19 protein-coding genes are annotated in these 15,865 nt (G+C 68.1%); 7 read left to right on the forward strand and 12 right to left on the reverse strand.

The features are described from left to right. Window positions 1-37 precede the first annotated feature (37 nt). From FV223_RS00345 to FV223_RS00360, 4 genes are all read right to left on the reverse strand, one after another. Window positions 38-571: a threonyl-trna synthetase gene (locus FV223_RS00345; protein ID WP_246689554.1), complete on the reverse strand. Its 534-nt coding sequence runs from the start codon at window positions 569-571 to the stop codon at window positions 38-40. A 19-nt stretch (window positions 572-590) separates the two neighbouring features. Beyond that, on the reverse strand, window positions 591-3,848 hold the full coding sequence (locus FV223_RS00350) for a CusA/CzcA family heavy metal efflux RND transporter (protein WP_147724618.1): 3,258 nt from the start codon (window positions 3,846-3,848) through the stop codon (window positions 591-593). A gap of 11 nt (window positions 3,849-3,859) precedes the next feature. Continuing rightward, complete coding sequence (locus tag FV223_RS00355; RefSeq protein ID WP_147724620.1) at window positions 3,860-5,227, reverse strand: efflux RND transporter periplasmic adaptor subunit; 1,368 nt, start codon at window positions 5,225-5,227, stop codon at window positions 3,860-3,862. A gap of 143 nt (window positions 5,228-5,370) precedes the next feature. Further along, window positions 5,371-5,733, reverse strand: coding sequence for a hypothetical protein (locus FV223_RS00360; protein ID WP_246689555.1), 363 nt, complete (start codon window positions 5,731-5,733; stop codon window positions 5,371-5,373). Between the two features lie 41 nt (window positions 5,734-5,774). On the opposite strand from FV223_RS00360, the gene FV223_RS00365 reads away from it, so the two are divergent. Further along, window positions 5,775-6,071, forward strand: a complete 297-nt coding sequence (locus FV223_RS00365; RefSeq protein WP_147724622.1) for a hypothetical protein — start codon at window positions 5,775-5,777, stop codon at window positions 6,069-6,071. 259 nt (window positions 6,072-6,330) lie between these two features. On the opposite strand, the gene FV223_RS00370 is transcribed toward FV223_RS00365, so the two are convergent. Genes FV223_RS00370 through FV223_RS00380 form a run of 3 tightly spaced genes read right to left on the reverse strand, consistent with a single transcriptional unit; the run spans window position 6,331 to window position 10,102 of the window. Beyond that, the gene (locus FV223_RS00370) at window positions 6,331-7,017 is read right to left on the reverse strand and encodes a transporter (RefSeq protein ID WP_147724624.1); all 687 of its coding nucleotides are present in this window, start codon (window positions 7,015-7,017) and stop codon (window positions 6,331-6,333) included. Window positions 7,018-7,024: 7 nt separating this feature from the next. Beyond that, window positions 7,025-7,996 (reverse strand): cation diffusion facilitator family transporter, encoded by a 972-nt coding sequence (locus FV223_RS00375; RefSeq protein ID WP_147724626.1) that lies wholly within the window; start codon window positions 7,994-7,996, stop codon window positions 7,025-7,027. Between the two features lie 6 nt (window positions 7,997-8,002). After that, window positions 8,003-10,102 carry a heavy metal translocating P-type ATPase gene (locus FV223_RS00380; protein WP_147724709.1) on the reverse strand — a complete coding sequence of 700 codons (2,100 nt, stop codon included), beginning with the start codon at window positions 10,100-10,102 and terminating at the stop codon, window positions 8,003-8,005. A gap of 152 nt (window positions 10,103-10,254) precedes the next feature. On the opposite strand from FV223_RS00380, the gene FV223_RS00385 reads away from it, so the two are divergent. The 4 genes from FV223_RS00385 (at window position 10,255) to FV223_RS00400 (ending at window position 12,133) form a co-directional block, all read left to right on the forward strand. Then, entirely contained in the window at window positions 10,255-10,674 is a 420-nt protein-coding gene (locus tag FV223_RS00385) for a helix-turn-helix domain-containing protein (protein WP_147724628.1), read from the forward strand. Between the two features lie 270 nt (window positions 10,675-10,944). Beyond that, window positions 10,945-11,160 (forward strand): heavy-metal-associated domain-containing protein, encoded by a 216-nt coding sequence (locus FV223_RS00390; RefSeq protein ID WP_147724630.1) that lies wholly within the window; start codon window positions 10,945-10,947, stop codon window positions 11,158-11,160. Between the two features lie 198 nt (window positions 11,161-11,358). Beyond that, window positions 11,359-11,817 (forward strand): efflux RND transporter permease subunit, encoded by a 459-nt coding sequence (locus tag FV223_RS31395; RefSeq protein WP_246689556.1) that lies wholly within the window; start codon window positions 11,359-11,361, stop codon window positions 11,815-11,817. Further along, entirely contained in the window at window positions 11,702-12,133 is a 432-nt protein-coding gene (locus FV223_RS00400; RefSeq protein WP_246689557.1) for a DUF411 domain-containing protein, read from the forward strand. The genes FV223_RS31395 and FV223_RS00400 overlap by 116 nt, the downstream gene beginning before the upstream one ends. Before the next feature lie 98 nt (window positions 12,134-12,231). On the opposite strand, the gene FV223_RS00405 is transcribed toward FV223_RS00400, so the two are convergent. The 5 genes from FV223_RS00405 to FV223_RS00425 all read right to left on the reverse strand — a co-directional run bounded on the left by FV223_RS00405 (window position 12,232) and on the right by FV223_RS00425 (window position 14,691). Then, window positions 12,232-12,468, reverse strand: coding sequence for a hypothetical protein (locus FV223_RS00405; protein WP_147724634.1), 237 nt, complete (start codon window positions 12,466-12,468; stop codon window positions 12,232-12,234). Between the two features lie 837 nt (window positions 12,469-13,305). Then, the gene (locus FV223_RS00410) at window positions 13,306-13,521 is read right to left on the reverse strand and encodes a heavy-metal-associated domain-containing protein (protein WP_147724636.1); all 216 of its coding nucleotides are present in this window, start codon (window positions 13,519-13,521) and stop codon (window positions 13,306-13,308) included. 93 nt (window positions 13,522-13,614) lie between these two features. After that, the gene (locus tag FV223_RS00415) at window positions 13,615-13,908 is read right to left on the reverse strand and encodes a hypothetical protein (RefSeq protein ID WP_147724638.1); all 294 of its coding nucleotides are present in this window, start codon (window positions 13,906-13,908) and stop codon (window positions 13,615-13,617) included. 92 nt (window positions 13,909-14,000) lie between these two features. Then, a complete protein-coding gene (locus FV223_RS00420) occupies window positions 14,001-14,264 on the reverse strand; it encodes a DUF2933 domain-containing protein (protein WP_187275994.1) in 264 nt (87 codons plus the stop codon). 106 nt (window positions 14,265-14,370) lie between these two features. After that, window positions 14,371-14,691 carry a hypothetical protein gene (locus FV223_RS00425; protein WP_147724640.1) on the reverse strand — a complete coding sequence of 107 codons (321 nt, stop codon included), beginning with the start codon at window positions 14,689-14,691 and terminating at the stop codon, window positions 14,371-14,373. Between the two features lie 133 nt (window positions 14,692-14,824). On the opposite strand from FV223_RS00425, the gene FV223_RS00430 reads away from it, so the two are divergent. Both FV223_RS00430 and FV223_RS00435 read left to right on the forward strand, forming a co-directional pair. Next, window positions 14,825-15,499: an isoprenylcysteine carboxylmethyltransferase family protein gene (locus FV223_RS00430; protein ID WP_147724642.1), complete on the forward strand. Its 675-nt coding sequence runs from the start codon at window positions 14,825-14,827 to the stop codon at window positions 15,497-15,499. 62 nt (window positions 15,500-15,561) lie between these two features. Continuing rightward, window positions 15,562-15,852 carry a copper-binding protein gene (locus FV223_RS00435; protein WP_147724644.1) on the forward strand — a complete coding sequence of 97 codons (291 nt, stop codon included), beginning with the start codon at window positions 15,562-15,564 and terminating at the stop codon, window positions 15,850-15,852. The last annotated feature ends 13 nt before the right edge of the window (window positions 15,853-15,865 follow it).

Below are 15,865 nucleotides of genomic sequence, written 5' to 3' on the forward strand. Positions count from 1 at the left end.
GCGACGAGGCGTACCCGCACATGACGCTTCGGCACACTCAAGGGACTGTCTCGCCGATCAGGTCCGCCATGTGGGCACCGGCGGGGTGGCCAGTGACAGTGCGGTGGTTCTCCGAGCAGGCCGCGTAATCCGGGCCGGACATGGACATCACCAACGCGCGGGTGCCGTCCGGCGACGTGCGCGTCGCCAGGACAGCCCGGCCCGAGGGCCATACCAGCGACCCCGGGGCGGGGCCCGGCCGTGGCTCGCCGTAACGGCGCACCCCCTCGCGCCGGATGGTCTCCCGGGCGGTGTCATAGGCCGATCCGACGAGCGGACGACCGACCCAGACGACCTGCTGGAGACCCTGCTCCCTGCACACCACCAGCACCACCTCGACGGTGTCGGGTCCCGAGGCGAGTGGACGGTCGTGGAAATAGTACAGACCGGTCAGGTTCGCCTCGCGGTCGACCATCGAGGGCGCATCGACACGGTCTACGGCTCCCCAAGCCAATCCGAACGGCGCCTCGCCGGCCGTCGGTTCCGCGGCCATGGCCGCGCCTGTCCACGCCAACATCGCCAGGGCGAGCATGGGGCGGCGAGGCATCGGCTTACTCCGCCGCCTGGGGCAGGACGGGGCGTGCATGGGGACCATCCTTCTCGACGGTGGCCTTCCTCGGTGCGACGGCACTGGCGAAGCGCGCGTAGAGGGCCGGCAGGACAACGAGGGTCAGCAGGGTCGCGCTGATCAATCCGCCGATCACCACGGTGGCGAGCGGCCGCTGGATCTCGGCCCCCGTCTCGGTCGCCAGCGCCATCGGCACGAACCCGAGCGATGCCACGAGGGCCGTCATCGCCACCGGCCGTAGACGGGTCATCGCACCCTCCAGGATCGCCTCGCGGTGCGGCTTCCCTTCCGCGATCAACTGCTTGATGTAGGTCAGCATCACGAGTCCGTTGAGCACCGCCACCCCCGACAGGGCGATGAACCCCACCGCCGCCGGCACCGAGAACGGCATCCCACGCAGCCACAGGGCGGCGATGCCGCCGGTGAGCGCCAGCGGGACCGCGCTGAACACCAGCAGGGCGTCACGCGCCGAGTTCAGGGCCGAGAAGAGCAGCAGGAAGATCAGGAAGAAGCACACCGGCACCACCACCATCAGGCGCTGCCGCGCGGAGGCGAGGTTTTCGAATTGCCCGCCCCAGGTCACGTAGTATCCGGCCGGAAGCTGGACCCCCGATGCGACCTTGGCCTGCGCCTCGGCGACGAGCGAGCCGATGTCGCGGCCGCGCACGTTGGCGGTGACCACGACCCGGCGGCGCCCGTTCTCGCGCGAGATCTGGTTCGGCCCCTCGGTGACGGAGAAGCTCGCCACCTGCTTCAGCAGCACCGAGGCGGCGCGTCCGTTGAGGCCGGGAGGCAGCGGCACCGGGATGTTCTCCAGGGCCTCGCGGTCCTCGCGGACCTTGTCGTTCAGGCGCACCACGATGGGGAAGCGACGGTCGCCCTCGAACACCATGCCGGCCTCCCGGCCGCCGATGGCCGCGCCGATGACGTCCTGGATCGCGGACGTGCTCAGGCCTAGACGGCCCGCCTCCGTCTTGTTGATCTTGATCTCCAGGAACGGCAGGCCGGCGGTCTGCTCGACCTTGACGTCGTCGGCGCCCTCCGTGCCGCGCAGGATCGTGGCGACCTGGTTGGCGGCCTTCAGCATCGGCTCGAACTCCTCGCCGAACACTTTCACGGCAAGATCGCCGCGGGTGCCGGCCAGGAGCTCGTTGAAGCGAAGCTGGATCGGCTGGGAGAACTCGTAGACGTTGCCCGCAAGCGCCCCGAGGGCCTTCTCGATCTGCTCCTGCAGGTCGGCCTTGGACAGGTCCGGTTCGGGCCATTCCTCCTGAGGCTTCAGGATGACGAAGGTGTCGGACGAGCTCGGCGGCATCGGATCGGAGGCGACCTCCGCGGTGCCGGTCTTGGAGAAGACGTAGGCGACCTGGGGGAATCTGCTGATCGCCTGCTCGACCTTCAGCTGCATCGCCTGCGACTGGGTCAGGGAGGTCGAGGGGATGCGCTGGGCGTTGAGCGCGATGCTCTTCTCGTCGAGCTGCGGGATGAACTCTTGGCCCAGCCCCCTGAATAGGAACCCGGCGCCGACGAGCAGCACCAGGGCGACCGCGACGAAGGTCATCGGGATGCGCAGGGCCGCCCCGAGGACCGGGCGGTAGGCGGCCTTGATCCCGCGGATGAGGACGTTGTCGGTCTCCGTGACCTTGCCGGTGATGACGATGGCGATCATCGCCGGCACGAAGGTCAGCGACAGCACGAACGCCGAGACGAGGGCGATGATCACGGTGAGCGCCATCGGTTCGAACATCTTGCCCTCGACCCCGGTGAAGGTGAGCAGCGGCACGTAGACGAGGATGATGATCGCCTGCCCGTAGAGGGACGGCTTGATCATCTCCTCGGCCGAGGCGCGCACGGTGACGAGGCGCTCCTCCAGGTCGAGCTTGCGCCCGAGTCCCCCCTGGCGCTCCGCGAGGTGGCGCAGGGCATTCTCGGTGATGATGACGGCGCCGTCGACGATGAGGCCGAAGTCGAGGGCGCCGAGGCTCATCAGGTTGGCGCTGATCCGGCCCTGGACCATGCCGGTCATGGTCATCAGCATCGCCACCGGGATCACCAGCGCCGTGACGATGGCCGCCCGGATGTTGCCCAGCAGCAGGAACAGGATGACGATGACGAGGGCGGCGCCCTCGGCCAGGTTCTTGGCCACCGTCCGGATGGTGGCCTCGACCAGCAGGGTCCGGTTCAGGACGGTCTGGACCTCGACGCCGGGCGGGAGCGTACGGCGGATCTCGGTCATGCGCGCGTCGACGGCGGCCGAGACCGTCCTGCTGTTCTCGCCGATCAGCATCAGGGCGGTGCCGATGACGACCTCGCGCCCGTCCTCACTGCCCGACCCGGTGCGCAGGTCGCGCCCGATCCGGACCTCGGCGATGTCGGAGATGCGCACCGGCACGCCGCCGCGCGTGGTGACGACCACGGAGCCGATGTCCTCCATGGTCTCCAGGCGGCCGGCGGCACGGACGACGTAGCCCTCGCCGTTGTCCTCCAGGTAGCGGGCGCCCTGGTTGGCGTTGTTGGCCTCCAGCGCCCGGCCGATGTCGGCGAACGACAGGTCGAGGGCCGTCAGCTTCATCGGGTCCGGCTGGACATGGTACTGCTTGTCGAAGCCGCCGATGCTGTCGACGCCGGCGACGCCCGGCACGGTCTTCACCTGAGGGCGGATGATCCAGTCCTGAACGGTGCGCAGGTAAGCCGTGCGTTCGAGCTCGGTCGCGAGCCGCTGGTTCTCCGGGGTCAGATAGCTCCCGTCACCTTGCCAGCCCGCCTTGCCGTCCGGGGAGACCTTGCGGTCCTTCGGTTGGGCGTAGTGGATCGACCACATGTAGATCTCGCCGAGGCCCGTCGAGATCGGGCCCATGTGAGGCTCGGCCCCTGGCGGCAGGGTCGACTTGGCCTCCCCGATGCGCTCGGCGACCTGCTGGCGGGCGAAATATACGTTTGTCGCTTCCGAGAAGACCGCGGTGACCTGCGAGAAGCCGTTGCGCGAGAGCGAGCGCGTGTATTCCAGGCCCTTGATCCCGGCGAGCGCGGTCTCGACCGGGTAGGTCACCTGCTTCTCGATATCGACCGGGGAAAGCGACGGCGCCGTCGTATTGATCTGCACCTGGTTGTTGGTGATGTCCGGCACCGCGTCGATGGGCAGCTTCGTCAGCGAGAACACGCCGAAGCCGGCTGCCAGCAGCGACAGCAGCACCACGAGCCAGCGCTGGTGGACGGAGAAGTCGAGGATCTTCGAGATCATGATGGCCGCCCTCAGTGGTCGTGGTCGGCTTCGGCCTTGCCGAGCTCGGCCTTCAAGACGAAGGAGTTGGCCACCGCGACCTCGTCGCCGGGCTTGAGGCCGGTCAGGATCTCGAAGGCGTCGTCGTCGGCCTTGCCGATGGTCACGTCCCGGCGCTCGAAGCCCTCCTGGGTTCGGACGAACACGACCTTCTCGCCGCCGATGGTCTGGATCGCGGACTTCGGCAGCCGCACCTTCACCGGGTCGCGGGCGATCTCGACCTCGGTTGTCACGAAGGTGCCCGGCCGCCAGGCCATGTCCTTGTTCGGCAGGGCGACGATGACCCGGGCGGAGCGCGTCTCCGGGTTGAGAATCGGGCTGACGAAGACGACCTTGCCCTCGCCGCAGGGACCGTCGTCGCTTCCGACGATGGTCACCTTGGCGCCCTCCCGGACCTTCGAAAGCTCCGTGGTCGGGATGGCGAGCTCGATCCACACGGAGGAGAGGTCTGCGACGGTGTAGACGTCGGCCGGATCGCCCTCCTTGCCGACGGCGGTTCCGACATCGACCTTACGCTCGACCACGTGGCCGGCGAGCGGGGCCTTGAGTTCGTAGCGGCGCAGCGACGACAGGTTCGGGGTGGTCTCGTCCTTCTTGGCGGACGTCGCGACCTCGGCCGCGTTGAGGCCCAGGGCCGATAGCTTCTGGCGTGCGAGATCGACGCGCAGGGTCGCCTCCGAGTAGGCGGCCTTGGCGTTCAGGAATGCGGACTCGGCCGAAATCCGCTTGTCCCAGAGAGCCTGCTGGCGGTCGAAGTTGATCTTCTCCAGGTCGGCCTTGACCGTCGCAGTGAGGAAGTCGCTCTTGGCCTCGGCCACCTCGCGGCTGTCGAGGACGGCCACGACCTCGCCCTTGGCGACCTCCTCGCCGAGGCGCTTGCGCATCTCGGCCACGGTGCCGACGACGCGCACGGGCACCCGTGCGATCCTGTCGGCGTCCTGGGCGATGGTGCCCGGCACCAGCAGGTGGCGCGATAGGGTGCCGCCCTCGACCGTGGCGAGCTTGATGTCCTGCTCGGCGGCCTGCTCGGCCGTCATCTTGATCTTGCCCTCGCCCTCCTCGTCGTGGCCGTGCGCCTCGCTCTCGGCGTGCTTGTGGCCGCCCGCTTCCGGCTTGGCCTCACCCACGGCATGCTCATGGCCGGGCTCGCCGTGACCGTGCCCGTCGTCGGCGGCTGCAGTCGTCGGCTTGGTCATGGCTGCGTTGGTGGGTGGCGCCCCCCGGGCGTTCGTCAGGCCGGCGGCGGCAAGGGCGCCCTGCACGACCTCGGACACACGGGGGAAGGCACCGCCGATGGCGATGCCGATGGCCAGGAAGGCCACGGAAAGAAATGCACGCATGGGAAAGGACCGGGTCCGCCGGGGACGTCGCAACGCCGCTCATGCGGCTCGGGACGGTCCCGTACTGGGGTTTTCGCGATGGTGAGGCGGCCGGGTCCTGCGAGGGGCCGGCCGAGACGCGCTACGGACGTGGCGACGTCGCCTCAGGCGCGAGGCGGCCTAGGAAGGCGGTCGGGCGAGACTGATCCGATGGGGGTGGTCACGGTCGCGTAGGAGGCGCGCGCGGTCCCGCGGGACGGCAGGGCAGGCGTCGCGTCGACGTTCAGGGCTTGGTGGCAGCCGCAGTTGGCATGGCAGGCCGGGCAGGCGTCGGCGTGGTCGGGCCTAGCGGCATCCCCCGGGGCCGACATGGAGAGTTCGTGGCCAATGGACCGGTGGACCTCGACGGAATGGATCGCGCCGGGGACGACGAGCGCCATGACCAGGACGAGCGAAAGCACGCGGACGGTGGTCGCCCACCAGCCGCGCATCGTCTCGTAGGCCCTGATCCGGGGTCCCGTGGTCATGCCCGCCTTATGAACCATTCAGGGCCACCCGTACATGCCGGGTGACCCTCGACGAGGACGGAGCCTCAATAATCGTCGTGATGATGATGGTGGTGGTGCTCGCGCTCGCCGTAGAACCGACGCTCCCCATAGAAGGCTCGGTCGCCGTAATCCCGATGCGGACGGTGGATGACGACGTCGTCGTGGTCGCCATGATGGTAGCGGTCGACATGGGCGCCGCCCCGCCGATCGAAATCGCCGCCGTAGTATTGGGCCGACGCCGCGGCGGGGGCGAGGATCAGGGTTGCGGCGAGAAGGGCTGGAATGTGGGCGCGCATGGCTCGTTCCTCGTGGGATGATGCCGCCAGGATGCCCATGGTGCCTTGAACGGGGCCTGAAACCTACGTTCATCCATCCTGGAGGCTTCTGGTGCTCCCGTGGCCCCGCGAACGAGGATCGCGAGGCCACGGACCGGCCGGTTCAGTGGCGCTCGATCACGGTGTTGCGACGCTCGCCGCCATTGGCCGCCCCTCGATGGCGGCGGTACGTTGGTGCGGTCCACCCAGCCAATCCCCCGACATCGCCACGATGGGCTACCCCCGGGACGGAGGAATCCGGTCAGCCGATCATCTCGTCGAGAAGGAGGAGGAGCAGGAAGCCCACGAAGAACATAGCGGTGACCCAGGGCCTGTCTTCTGTCTCGTGTGCCTCGACGAGCAGTTCCTCCGTCACGAGGTACAGGAGCGCGATCAGCCCGAAGGCGAGGAAGCCGCCCTGGACGGCCGCTGGCAGCGCGCCGACGGGCCCGCCGAGGAGCGCCCCGAGGGGAAGCAGGAGGACGAGGGCCGCCGTCAGGCCGACGATCTTCCGCTTCGAGGCGCCGCCCTCGCCGAGCTCGTTGGCCACCGTCAGGCCGAGGAACAGCACTTCGATGGTCAGGGCGACGGTGAGCAGGATGCCGGCCTTACCCCCGGCCGCGAAGGCGATGCCGAGCACCAGGCCGTCCACCAGGATGTCGATGCCGGTGACCGACATCAGGCCGACCGGCCCTTTCACCCGCTGCTCCAGCGTTCGGACGCCGAGCATCGCCGCGACCCCGAGCCCGCCGCCGACGAGGGTGGCCCAAATCGACCCGGCATGCTTGAGGTCCGGCAGGATCTCGCCCGCCGCCGCGGCGAAGACCACGCCGGCCGCGAAATGCTGGATGGCACTGACCAGGACCGGGCTTGGCCGCAGGTTGACCGCGACTGCCGCTCCGACGATGGCGGCGACCGCGGGGATGAGCGTATAGACCCAGGCTTGCATCACGCCCTCAGACGACGTGGTCGGGCGCGAGGGCGCAGGCGTTGTCCGCGCTCGTCTCGACCTGCAGGGTGGTGTGGCCGATGGCGAACCGTTCCCTGATCCCGGCGGCGGCGTCCATGAGGAAGGCGTCGTCGGGGCGGCCGCCGGGCATCAGAAGGTGCGCCGTCAGGCAGGTCTCCGTGGTGCTCATCGCCCAGACGTGCAGGTCGTGCAGGGCGGTGACGCCCGGCAGTCCTTCGAGGTGGCTTCGGACGGCGGCCGGATCGATGCCGGGCGGGACGGCGGCGAGGGACAGCGTGAGGCTGTCGCGCAGGAGGCCCCAGGTGCTCCATACGATGACCGCGACGATGGCGAGGCTGACGACGGGATCGAGCCAGGTCCACCCGGTATAGAGGATCACCAGCCCGGCGATGACCACGCCCGCCGAGACGGCGGCGTCCGCTGCCATGTGCAGGAAGGCGCCCTTGATGTTGATGTCGCCCTTGGCCCCGGAGGCGAACAGCCAGGCGGTGATGCCGTTCACCAGGATGCCGATCGCGGCAACGATCATCACCGTCTTGCCGGCGACAGGTGCCGGCTCGCCGAAGCGCTGGATCGCCTCCCAGGCGATGGCGCCGACGGCGACCAGCAGGAACACCGCGTTGAACAGGGCTGCCAGGATCGACGAGCCCTTCATCCCGTAGGTGTAGCGCGCGCTTGGGGCCCGCTTGGCCAGCGCCATGGCGACCCAGGCCACCACCAGGCCAAGCACGTCCGAGAGGTTGTGGCCGGCATCCGCCAGCAGGGCCACCGAGTTTGCGAGGACCCCGTAGGTCGCCTCGACGGCGACGAAGCCGACGTTCAGGGCGATGCCGATGGCGAACGCCTTCCCGAAGCTCGCCGGGACGTGCGCGTGTCCCGGTCCATGCGCATGCCCGCCATGGTCCCCATGCCCATGGTCAGCGTGGTCGTGGTCGCGGTCGTCGTGATCCTTTGGCATTGTCGTTCAGATCCTGGTCCGGAGTAGCCGCAGCGCGTTGGCCGTGACGAGCACGGTCGCGCCGGTGTCTGCGAGGATGGCGGGCCAGAGCCCGGTGATGCCGAGGACGGTCGTGCATAGCAGCACCGCCTTCAGGCCTAGCGCGATCGCCACGTTGGTCCGGATGTTCGCCATCGTCCGCCGCGACAGGACGATCATCCTGGAAACGTCGGCGACCCGTCCGTGCAGGATGGCGGCGTCCGCCGTCTCAAGCGCGACGTCCGCGGCGCCGCCCATGGCGATCCCGACGTCGGCCGCGGCCAGGGCGGGCGCGTCGTTGATGCCGTCCCCGACCTTCGCCACGACCTTGCCGCCCGACTGCATCTCGCGGACGATGCCGAGCTTGTCCTCGGGAAGGAGCTCGGCCCGGGGCGCCATGCCGAGCGTTTTCGCAATGGCGCCTGCGGTCCGGCGGTTGTCGCCAGTAAGCATGACCACGTCGACGCCAAGCGCGCGTAGCGAGGCGATGCCATCCACGGCATCGGGCCGCGGCTCGTCCCGCATCGCCACGAGGCCGGCCACGGCGGTGCCGGCGAGGAGGACGGACACCGTCTTGCCCTCGTCGGTCAGGGCCGTGACGCGCGAGTTTTGCTCATGCGTGAACGCGACACTCTCGGCGGCCGCCTGCGCCGAACCGAGGAAGATCCCGACCCCGCCGACCACCGCGGAAATACCCTTCCCGGCGAGCGCCTCGGCCTGGGCGGCCGGCGGGATCGGGGCGGCGACTTCCGCGGCCTTGGCCAGGATCGCGCGGGCGAGCGGATGGTTCGAGCCGCTTTCCAGGGCGGCCGCGAGGGAAAGGACGTCGCGTTCGGATCGCCCGAAGGGGACCACGTCCGTGACCCGGGGCTTTCCCAGGGTCAGGGTCCCGGTCTTGTCGAAGGCCACCATCGTGACCGTGCCGAGGGTTTCCAGGATGGCGCCGCCCTTGATCAGGAGCCCGCGGCGGGCACCCGCCGACAGACCCGCCGCGATGGCCGCCGGCGTTGAGATGACGAGGGCGCACGGGCAGCCGATGAGCAGGATCGCCAGGCCCTTGTAGATCCATTCGTGCCAGGGTCCGTCGAGGAGGAGCGGCGGTACCGTCGCCACAAGCACTGCGACCGCGACGACGGCCGGCGTGTAGTACCGCGAGAAGCGGTCGATGAACCGTTCGGTCGGGGCCTTGGCGTCCTGGGTTTCCTCGACGAGGCGGACGACCCGGGCGATGGTGTTGTCGCGCGCTGCCGCCGTGACCCGCACGCGCAGGACGGACCCGCCGTTGATGGTCCCCGCGAAGACCGGATCGTCCACGGACTTCCGCTTCGGCACGCTCTCGCCGGTCACGGGCGCCTCGTCGACCTCGCCGGTCCCCTCCGACACGATGCCGTCCGCCGGGATGCGGTCGCCAGGGCGCACCATCACCGTCGATCCGATCGTCAGCGTCTCCGCCGGGACCTCTTCGACGCGTCCGTCCCGCTCCACAAGGGCGGTTCGCGGCACGAGGTCGGTCAGGCCCCGGATCGAGGCGCGTGCGCGGCTCGCCGCGACGCCTTCGAGCAGTTCGCCGACGAGGAACAGGAACACCACGCTCGCGGCCTCCTCGATGGCGCCAATGAAGACCGCGCCAACGGCCGCGATGGTCATGAGCATCTCGATGGAGAACGGCGTCCCGAGTCGGGCGGCCACGAGGGCCCGCCAGGCAATCGGCACGAGGCCGACCGCCATGGCAGCCAGGAAGGCGTAGGGGGCCATGGCGGGATAGGCCTGGCCGGCAAGGTACGCCGCCGCCAGCGATCCGCCGCACGCTAGGGTGAGGCGTCCCCGCGGGCCACGCCACCACGCCGGATCGTCCCCCTTAGATTCGAGTGCGTTCGGTTGTTCACCCGTCCCGGAAGCGGCATCGACCGCAGGGTCGGCGACGCCGAAGCCGAGTGAGGTTACCGTCGCGGCCAGCGTCGCCCGCGTGACGCCGGCGCGGTGCCTGATCGTCACCGTGCCGGCGGGGACCGAGACGGCGACGTCCTCGATCCCGTCCAGTCGGCGGACGGCGTTCTCGATCTTCGCGGCGCACGAGCCGCAATCCATTCCCGAGACGACCAGTCGGAGCTGCGGGATCGCGGGTCGGGTGGCGTCGTCCGGTGGGCCGGGGATCGCGACGTCTGGTCTGGCCATCGACGGTCTTCCTTCTGGGTCGACGACGGCTTAACTCCTCCAGTGGCTAGAGGAGCAAGCGATAAATGGAAATTTCCATCGGCGAGCTATCGAAGCGCACGGGCGTCCTCGCGACGACGGTGCGCTACTACGAGGATGTCGGCCTGATGCCGGCCCCGCCACGCACCGCCGGGGGGCGTCGGAACTACGGGCAGGCCCATGTGGCGCGGCTGGCTTTCATCCGCCACGCCCGGCAGCTCGGTTTCGAGGTCGATGCCATCCGCGAGTTGCTCGCGCTTAACGCCCGGCCGGATCTTCCCTGCGCGGAGGTCGACGTCATCGCCCGGCGGCATCTCGCCGAGGTCGACGGGCGCATCGAACGCCTCACCGCTTTAAGGGCCGAACTCTCACGCATGGTCGGCGAATGTGGGCACGGACGCGTCGGCGAATGCCGCGTCATCGAAGTCCTGTCCGATCACGGCGAATGCCTAGGCGACGGTCACTGAGGACCGGTTAGGCACGTCAAGCCGAGTTGAAAAGACCGAGTCGCCCGTCGCCACCTCGCCCGGGTCGCCTAGCTCATTACCCTGAGCGGCGAGCTTTCGTGCATGATCGGCGAATGCGAGAATGGAGCGGTCGGAGAATGCCGGTTCATTCCCGCACCCTCCGACAATCGGCGACGCGGTATCGGTCGGCATCAGCAATCCGAGGGCCATTGACCTTACCACCAAGGGAAGCCCCATCTCGATGGGACGTCACCAAATAGGATAGTCGTCATGTTCGAGATCAAGGTCACCAAGATGAACTGCGGCGGCTGCGCCAAGTCGGTCACCCGCGCGATCCACGGCGTAGATGCCGGCGCCACCGTCGCGGTCGACCTCGCCGCCGGCACGGTCGCGATCGCCAGCACCGCCGGTGCCCCGGTCGGACGCTTCGTCGATGCCGTCCGAGCCGCCGGCTACGGGGCCGATACCTTGCCCCTCGCGGCCTAATCAACAGTCATCGGAAACCGACGTTCGGGTCGATAGGGCGCGGTGTAGCTGAGGGCGCCCTACGACTCGACCACTGGCTGCAAGTTCAACTGAGCAACTGCATGTTCAACAACCTCGACCACGCCCTCGGAGAGGTCCGGGCCGGGTGCGCACGCGCGGGACGCCCCCCTCGCGCGCGAGGACCTAAGGCGGGCCATCATGGTCGGCGCGGTCGAGCGTGTCCGGCCCAAAATGATGACGGTGGTCGCCATCATGGCCGGTCTCCTGCCCATCCTCTGGAGCACGGGCTCCGGGTCCGAGGTCATGCAGCGCATCGCGGTCCCCATGATCGGCGGCATGTTATCCTCGACCGTGCTGACCCTCGTCGTGATTCCGGCGGTCTACGCCCTGGTGAAGGGGCGAGGGCTGCGCCCGGCCGATGCGGCGCGACACGGCGTGGAAGAAGAGGACGTTCGGCTGCCCTTGGCGGCCGAGCGAGGACTAACGGGAGATGACGATGCGGCACGATACGGTGCCATCACGGAGAGCGTTGCTCGCGGGTTTGGCGGCAGGGCTAGCGTTCGGACGGGACGCCATGGCGGAAAGTCTGCCCAGGGTCGCGGTGACCAAGGACCCGAGTTGCGGCTGCTGCGTGAAATGGGTCGCGCACCTGCGTGAGGCCGGCTTCATCGTGACGGTGACCGAGCGTCCCGTGAACCCGGTGAAGGCCCGGCTCGGGGTGCCCCGGGACCTCGCCTCCTGCCACACCGCCCAGGTCGGCGGCTACGTGGTCGAGAGACACGTCCCGGCCGGCGCGATCAAGCGCTTGCTGGTGGAGAGTCCGCAAGGCACGGGACTGGCCGTGCCTGGCATGCCAACGGGATCGCCCGGCATGGAGGTCGACGGGATGGAGCCCGACACTTACGAGGTCGTGCTGTTCGGGCCGCGAGGCCGCAGCGCATTCGCTCGCTACTGCGGAGGGAAGGTGATCTGAAGTCCCTTCCGCGCGACATACTCGGATCGCGCACTGCCGGCCTGAACGGGCAAGCATGCACGAACAGAGATAAGGGGCCCGCCAGGGCCCCTTTCAGATCACATACGGTGATGGCGGCCCATGTGATGCCGCATCATGCGCCCGCGCATCATGTGACGGCCGCGCATATGGCCGTGGCCCATCATGCGGTGATGCCCGTGCATGCCGTCCATCCGCACGTCGACGACATTGGTGGTGGCATCGACGGCGCCGATCACGCCAGGCGCAGCCGAGGCGGGAGCGGCCAAGGCGCCGAGAGACGCCAGGACAGCGGCTGCGAAAAGGGACTTCTTCATGAGGTTTCCTCGTTTTTAGATTGACGGAACGAACCGGATTGGCCCGTGACCGGGGCCGGGCATGGACGGCGATAATCGTCGATGAACGGCTCCGCTTCGATGAGGGTTCCCGGAAGTAAGCACTACTCCTCCTACAACGCTCAAGAGAAGGTTCTTCCCCGTTGATGCTGACGGGGCGGTAAGCAACTCGTATCCGTGTCACTCCGCCCGGGGGCCTTTACGCGGAAGGCAAACGGGAAGTCAGTCCTGTCGTTCAGCGGCAGCTTCGGCGGGACGAGGCGCGGGCCCTGTTCGAGGCCGCAAGGCACAGCGAGGGATCGTAGGGCTCGGGCGGCACCTCGACGCCGAGGCCGAAAAGACCTCCGACGTCGTTGGGGACCAAGACGGCTTGCCCGAAGGCGGGCACCGTCAGGGAGGCGGCGCCGGTTAGGATGCCGGCAACACCGCAGGACATAACACCCAGCAGGTTGCGTCGCACGGGCTAGAGCAGCAGTCCCTGCCTATCTCGTCGGATTGGATCGTTCCAGCCGCGCCCACGGGCAAGGCCATGGCTGCGATGGTCGGACGGGTTGGTGAGGCCACCGATGTCAGGGGTCTCGACGAGGTCGGGGCAATCCCCGGTGCGGCCTCACAGCGACCTTTCTATGCCCGGGATGGTGGGGGCCCTCATGAGCCTGCACGGCAGATGGCGCGACGGCGGCGATGATCGTCGCGCTCATCGCCGCCGTCAGGGGCACGAGTTGCAGGTCGAAGGTCAGGAACGATCTCCCCCCGTTTCGAGACCTGGTTCGTAAGGGGAATGATTGAAACGGAACTATACGTTCCGGCACCGTCCGGTCAGGCTGCAAGAGGCTGGGTGTCCGCGCCGTAGCCGGCGGCACGGACGGCATCGACGAAGCGTCCGACCGGGGCACCGGCGGGGCTGGCGATCGCGACCGTGCCGGCGGCGAGGTCGACCGCGACGGTGGCGCTGGCATCCACGCCGTGGATCGCGCGGGTGACCGACTTGGCGCAACCGCCGCAGTTCATCTTGATGACGTTGATCTGGAACATGACGGCTCTCCTATCGGGTCTCGTCCCATCGAGATGGGGCTTCCCATGGTTGGATGGTCAAGACCCCGGTCTCAATTTCCGTCCTTGTCGCCCTCAGAACTCGTCATTGTCGTAATGACCATGGTCGCGAGTTGTCCTGGGATAGTCGTCGTGGAAATCCTCGTGGGAATGGCCATAGCGATGATGGTAGCGACGATGGTCGCCGGCACTTTCGAACAGTCCGAATTCGTGGGCGGCCTCGTGCGCGCGGTCCACGCGCTCATGGAAGCGGCCGTGCTCGGCGTGGTCCCGTAGATGCTCGTATTCCTCGTCATGGGCCGACGCTGGTCCGAGGGGCACCGCCAGCGTGAGGACGATGGCTGCGAAGATGGCCTTCCTGATCGACATGGCATCCTCCGATGCGGCCAGCCCAGCGGCCGCCGTAAGCCAGGATCATGGCCGGACGGCTCTGAACCCGCTCTGAAGGCTCGGTTCAGGCTTCAGTCCGGACCGCGCCCTTGGGCTGGTTTGGAAATCGGGGCGCCGCCCCGAGACTCGTCGGCATGAGCCGAGACTGCCGGGCTGTCGGTCGGTGCGGCCTCGGGTGCCGCCTGGGCATGCCCGTGACCGCCATGCCCGAAAAAGTGCATCAGGGGGCAGGCCAGCAACAGCGTATAGGGGAGCAAGAGGAAGACGTGGGTGGTATGATAGGTGAGCAGGTACGCCCCGAGCGCTGCCAGAATCAGCGATAGGGTCCAACCCATCGGCGTCCCGAGCAGGGGGAACCGCTTCGATCCCGGAAGCCCCGCGTCGACGGGTGGCGTCATGTTCATGTCGGGGTCTCCCGTATCGGGGGCGAGGTCGGCCCGCTCAGCGCTCTGCCATCCGATTGTAGACGGGGACGAACAGCAGGGCCGCGATCCAGGCGGCGACCGCGCTGCCGAAGACGCCCTCGACGGAGGTCTTCGCGATGTTGTCGGGCTCCGTCGCGAACAGGCTTATCCAGCCGTGGGAGAGCAGGGCCGTCGGCCAGATGCCGGCGAGGACCTCGCATATGACGAAGATCCCCACGAGCGCGCTCGTCATCGCCCACCCGGTGGCGACGAGGTTCAGCGGCGAACGGAACCCGGCCCGGAGGGATGACGATGTCCTGTCGGTGCGCAAGGTCGCCATGATGGTCTCCGCCGTCATCGAAGCTGATCGATCCGAAGCCTAGGCTCCCGGACGCGGATGTCCTTGATGCAGATCAAGGCCCGGGGAAAGGTGGAATGCGATCCTCCTGCCGTCGGTGGACCGTTCCGGAGCCACCCTGAGGGCAGGTCCGATGCACGATACAGGGTCCGCCTACGGCCTCTGGGGCCTCGCGCTCATCAACGCGACAGTCTTCATCCTGTTCGCCCTAAGCTTCTTCAAGCCGAGCACGCCGCGGGACTGGCGGTCGTTCGGCGCGTTCAGCGGCTTCGTCGTGGCCCTGTTCGCCGAGATGTACGGTTTTCCGCTCACCATCTACGTCCTGTCGGGCTGGCTGCAGACCTACTACCCCGGGGTCGACTGGTTCTCGCACGACGCCGGCCATCTCCTGGAGACGATGTTCGGATGGAAGACCAATCCCCATTTCGGGCCCTTCCACATCCTTAGCTACATCCTGATCATCACGGGATTCATGGTCATCTCGGCGGCCTGGAAGACCCTCTACACCGCCCAGAAGGAAGGCCGCCTCGCCATGGACGGGGCCTATGGCTACGTCCGCCATCCCCAGTACGCCGGGTTCGTCCTGGTACTGCTCGGGTTCCTGGTCCAGTGGCCGACCCTGCTGACGCTGGCGATGTTCCCGTTCCTGATCGTCATGTACGTCCGCCTCGCCCGGAACGAGGAACGGGAGGCGTCGACGCGGTTCGGGGAAACCTACGCGGCCTACGCGCGACAGGTGCCGGCCTTCATACCCAGATGGTCATCTCTCGTAGGAGGGGCGCCTACGGTGGCGCCACCGCGGGCGTGAGCCGGAAGCCGCTTCGCCTCGGCGCCCGGCGACGTCTTCGCTTGAACAGGAAGCTACCCGCCATGAAACGCCCGAGAGCCCTTCTTGCCCTGGCAGCATCGCTGGTCGTGATGTCGGGACCCGTGCGCGCACAAGCCATCAACGGGCAGGTCGAGAAAATCGACCTCGCGGCGGCTCGGATCACGCTCAGGCATGAGGCCATCCCCATGCTAGACATGGACGAAATGACGACGGGCTATGCCGTCACGGACCGCACGCTACTCAAGGACCTGAAACCGGGAGACTTCGTCGAATTCGATGCCGATCGGGTGAAAGGCCACTACGTCGTCACGACGATCCGAAAGGTGCGATGAGGACGGTTTCTTG

The organism is Methylobacterium sp. WL116 (assembly GCF_008039455.1).
Lineage (GTDB): Bacteria > Pseudomonadota > Alphaproteobacteria > Rhizobiales > Beijerinckiaceae > Methylobacterium.